3 protein-coding genes and 1 pseudogene are annotated in these 3984 nt (G+C 49.9%); 2 read left to right on the forward strand and 2 right to left on the reverse strand.

Annotated elements, in window-relative coordinates; all coding sequences use genetic code 11:
* Both OB13_RS18135 and tyrS read left to right on the forward strand, forming a co-directional pair.
* Window positions 1-904, forward strand: a pseudogene (locus OB13_RS18135) (membrane or secreted protein); the annotation flags it as partial.
* A gap of 186 nt (window positions 905-1090) precedes the next feature.
* The gene (gene tyrS / locus OB13_RS18140) at window positions 1091-2395 is read left to right on the forward strand and encodes a tyrosine--tRNA ligase (RefSeq protein ID WP_461491597.1); all 1305 of its coding nucleotides are present in this window, start codon (window positions 1091-1093) and stop codon (window positions 2393-2395) included.
* Window positions 2396-2473: 78 nt separating this feature from the next.
* On the opposite strand, the gene OB13_RS18145 is transcribed toward tyrS, so the two are convergent.
* Both OB13_RS18145 and OB13_RS18150 read right to left on the reverse strand, forming a co-directional pair.
* Entirely contained in the window at window positions 2474-2665 is a 192-nt protein-coding gene (locus OB13_RS18145) for a histone H1 (RefSeq protein ID WP_461491598.1), read from the reverse strand.
* Window positions 2666-2770: 105 nt separating this feature from the next.
* Window positions 2771-3984: aminotransferase class I/II-fold pyridoxal phosphate-dependent enzyme (locus OB13_RS18150; protein ID WP_461491599.1), on the reverse strand; the 1214-nt coding region annotated here is incomplete at its 5' end.

Consider the following 3984-nt stretch of genomic DNA (forward strand, 5'->3'; position numbering starts at 1 on the left):
AGATCCTTTTGTAGAGCATGAACCGCTAGGCGAAGTGTCAGCAGGTAAACCCTTCACGCTAAGCGCGCAAGTAGTAGGTATAGCTCCCGAAGCCACCTTATCACTCGTCCTAAACAACCTGTCGGGCGTCTGGAAAACCATCCGGATGGAACGACAGGATGCCTATACCTTCCGCGCTGCAGTGCCGGCAGAAGTTCTGACACCCGGTATGGTCACCTACCGGATCGTGGTGCAGCAAGGTGAGAATGACTACACCACTTTCCCGGGCAATCACAAAGGCAACCCTTTCGCCTGGGACTACTACCAGAACGATACCTGGCAAACGTATGTGGCGGCTGAAAACGGAGCGCTTGAAATATTCAATGCCGGTAAGGACCGCAGCCTGATGGTATACCCCAACCTGTGGCGCAGCGATGAAAGACAGCTCATCACGGCTGAAAAGCCTGGTCAATTAATTCTGAAGCTCACCAGCAAAGACCTGACCACCGGGGAACACCTTCTAGGCTGGCAACACTACATCGCCGATAAGCTGGAAGGCAGGAAGACTGAATCCGGGGCTTTCAGCAAGATCGTAATCCGGGGACGTACAGCCGGTGCTGAACCCTTACAGGTGAAAATAACCTTTATCTCGGCCGACGCTACAGCTCATTCGGCTACGGTTACGCTCAACAATACGCTGCGGGATATAGAAATTCCACTCAATACACTGAAGCCAGACCGCTTCATGCTGCTGCCAAGGCCCTACCCGGGGTTCCACCCCTTCTGGTTTAATAATAGCAAAGCAGGTGCTTTTCAGCTAAACCAGGTTGAAAAAGTAGAGGTGACAGTAGGACATGGCATAAACCCAGCAGCCTATAACAAACCCTATAGTTTGGAAGTTGAATCGATTCGGTTAATCAAATAGTGTACATCAAGGCGCAGCTTATGCTTTTGGAGGGTGCCATGCACAGGGCAGCTATACCTCTGTAAAGGTATAGGTATAGCGTGGCAAAGGACAAAATCACTTCATTGCTGAACATCCTTTCAGTCACTTCCCGCGATTCTGCCAACTCTTTTTTATATTTGTCCGGAATAGACGACTACGAATTACATGAATCTAATAGAAGAATTAAGATGGAGGGGCATGCTCCACGATTTCATGCCCGGCACAGAAGAACAACTGGCATCCGGAATGACGACGGGATACATCGGGTTTGACCCGACAGCCTCTTCCCTGCACATTGGCAACCTAGCCACCATCATGCTGCTGGTACACCTGCAGCGAACTGGCCACAAACCGGTAGCTTTGGTGGGCGGTGCCACCGGTATGATCGGCGATCCTTCCGGAAAATCTGCAGAACGAAATCTGCTGGATGAAAACACCCTGCAAGCCAACCAAGCAGGTATACGCCGGCAGCTGGAGAAGTTCCTGGATTTCAACAGCGGCGCCAACTCTGCCGAGATCGTGAACAACTACGACTGGTTCAAGGAGTTCAGCTTCCTGGGCTTCCTGCGTGAGGTGGGCAAGCACCTGACGGTAAATTATATGATGGCGAAAGACTCGGTAAAGAAGCGCATCAGTGCCGATGAGGAAGGCGAACGCGCCGAAGGCCTTTCTTTCACGGAGTTCTCTTACCAGCTGATTCAGGGCTACGACTTTTACCATCTCTACAAGCATAAGAACGTACGCCTCCAGATGGGAGCTTCTGACCAATGGGGAAACATCACGACAGGTACAGAACTGATCCGCCGTATCGACGGTGGCAAAGCCTTTGCCCTGGTGGGCAAACTGGTGACCAAATCGGATGGCACTAAATTCGGCAAATCGGAAGGCGGCAACGTATGGCTCGATCCGAACCTGACCTCTCCTTACAAGTTCTACCAGTTCTGGCTCAACCTGTCGGATGAGGAAGCCGAGAAGCTGATAAAGGTATACACGCTGCTGCCACAGGAAGAGATTGAGCGCATAATCGAAGAGCACAAACAGGCGCCACACCTGCGCGTTTTGCAGAAAGCCCTGGCTAAGGATGTTACAATTCGCGTGCACTCCGAAGAAGAGTATATGGCAGCGGTTGAAGCATCAGAAATTTTATTTGGAAAAGGCGATTTAGAGACGCTGAAGGGCCTCCGCGAGGATATTTTGCTGTCCGTATTCGAAGGCGTTCCCCAGATCGAAGTGGCCCGCAACGAGTACGAAACGGCGGCCACTGTCAGTGATTTATTGTCTGAGATTACAGGAGGGCAGATTTTTGAATCCAAGGGCGAGGCAAAGCGCATGATCAAGAACGGCGGCGTGAGCATCAACCGCCAGAAGCTGCAGAGCCCGGAAGAGCAGGTAAACTACGAACTCCTGCAGCAAAAGTACCTGGTTGTGCAGAAGGGAAAGAAGAACTACTACCTGTTATCGGTTAATTAACTAATATTCAAGACATTACAAATAAAAAAGGTGATCTATTCAGATCACCTTTTTTATTTGACTTACCTAAAAAGCTTATTATTTCTTCTCAGGAGTGGTGTTTTTCATGTCCTGAACTTCTTTGCGGATGTCCTGAGCCATGTTCTTCAGGTCTTGCATACCCTTACGTACACGAGTACCGGCAGCAGCGTTGTTCTTGTCATAGAACTTTTCGAAGTCTGCTTCCATAGACATAACCAGGTCCTTGAGTTTGCTAAAGTTGTTGTTCATTAGTGTTATTATTATAGTGAAACAAATGTTTTTACTGCTCTAATATACACATTAAATGATAACAAACAAAGATTAAGGAATTTTAATATATGCCCCTGAAGCAAATTAAGCCGTTACAGTTGACTTCGAGTATAGGCCTTTATCTAGTTTTTGTGCAATCTTTTCGAATGCTGCGATAGTTTCTTTAACATCCTCCAGGGTATGCACAGCAGTCGGGATCAGGCGCAGCATGATCACATCTTTCGGTACTACCGGGTACACCACAATCGAGCAGAAGATGCTGTAGTTCTCACGAAGGTCCAGTGTCAGTTGCGTTGCATCCGGAATCTGACCGTTCAGGAAGACAGGCGTCACAGGCGACTCAGTGGTACCGATGTTGAAGCCTTTCTCGCGCAGGCCGCTTTGCAGGGCGTGTACTACTTCCCACAGCTTGTCTTTCAGTTCCGGGTTGGTGCGCAGCAGTTCCAGACGCTTGATAGCGCCCACCGTCAGCGGCATGGGCAGTGACTTGGCAAAAATCTGGGAACGTGTGTTGTAGCGCAAGTATTCTACCACTTGCTCATCAGCGGCCACAAAGGCACCGATGCTGGCCATAGACTTGGCGAAAGTTGAAAAGTATACGTCAATCCCGTCCTGGCAACCCAGGTGTTCACCTGTACCGGCACCTGTCTTACCCATGGTACCGAAGCCGTGTGCATCGTCTACCATCAGGCGGAAACTGAATTTTTCTTTCAGTTTTACGACCTCATCCAGCTTGCCCAGATTACCGGACATACCAAATACACCTTCTGTGATGACCAGGATAGCACCTCCCGTGTTCTCAGCCCAGCGGGTAGCACGCTCCAGTTGTTTCTCCAAGCTGGCCATGTCGTTGTGGCCATACACAAAGCGCTTGCCCTGATGCAGGCGCACACCATCGATGATACAGGCATGTGACTCGGCGTCATAAACAATCACGTCGTGGCGGTCAACTAAAGCATCTATAATAGACACGACTCCCTGATAACCGAAGTTAAGCAACAAGGCATCCGGCTTTTGTACGAAATCAGCCAGATCTGCTTCCAGTTTCTCGTGCAGATTGGAGTTGCCTGACATGATACGCGCTCCCATTGGGTAAGCCATCCCCCACTCTGCCGCCGCATCCGCATCCGCTTTACGTACTTCCGGGTGGTTAGCAAGGCCCAGGTAGTTATTAAGGCTCCAGGTAAGAACCTCTTTGCCCCTGAACTTCATGCGTGGAGCAATCTCTCCTTCCAGCTTTGGAAATGTAAAATAGCCATGCGCATAGTGTGAGTGGCTGCCTAATGGACCTCTGTTGG

Source organism: Pontibacter sp. HJ8 (genome assembly GCF_054824225.1).